This window comes from Chromohalobacter sp. HP20-39 (genome assembly GCF_033052815.1).
GTDB lineage: Bacteria > Pseudomonadota > Gammaproteobacteria > Pseudomonadales > Halomonadaceae > Chromohalobacter.
The window spans coordinates 1-349 of sequence record NZ_JAWHTP010000317.1 but is presented as its reverse complement, the minus strand read 5'-3'; the positions used below and the strand labels follow the sequence as shown (position 1 = coordinate 349).

The window sequence follows — 349 nt, the reverse complement described above, 5'->3', positions numbered from 1 at the left end:
CATCCCGATTACTGAGCGCGTGATCACCATTGAAGACACGGCGGAACTGTCGCTCAACCACCCGCATGTGGTGCGCCTGGAAAGCCGCCCCGGGGGTTTTGAGGGCACTGGTGTGGTGACGATTCGCGAGCTGCTGCGCAACAGCCTGCGTATGCGCCCGGACCGCATCATCGTGGGTGAAGTGCGCGGTGGCGAAGTGCTGGAAATGCTGCAGGCCATGAGCACGGGCCACGATGGCTCGATGGGCACCATCCACGCCAGCAGCCCGCGCGAATGCCTGTATCGGCTGGAAATGCTGGCGGGCTTCGCCGGTTTCCAGGGCAGTGAGGTGAGCTTGCGCCGTCAGATC

At 63.9% G+C, this 349-nt stretch carries 1 protein-coding gene; it reads left to right on the top strand.

Features of this window, described 5'->3' with window-relative positions:
• Positions 1-349, top strand: a 349-nt coding sequence (locus RVY79_RS18165) for an ATPase, T2SS/T4P/T4SS family (protein WP_317465929.1), incomplete at both ends; no start/stop codon positions are given.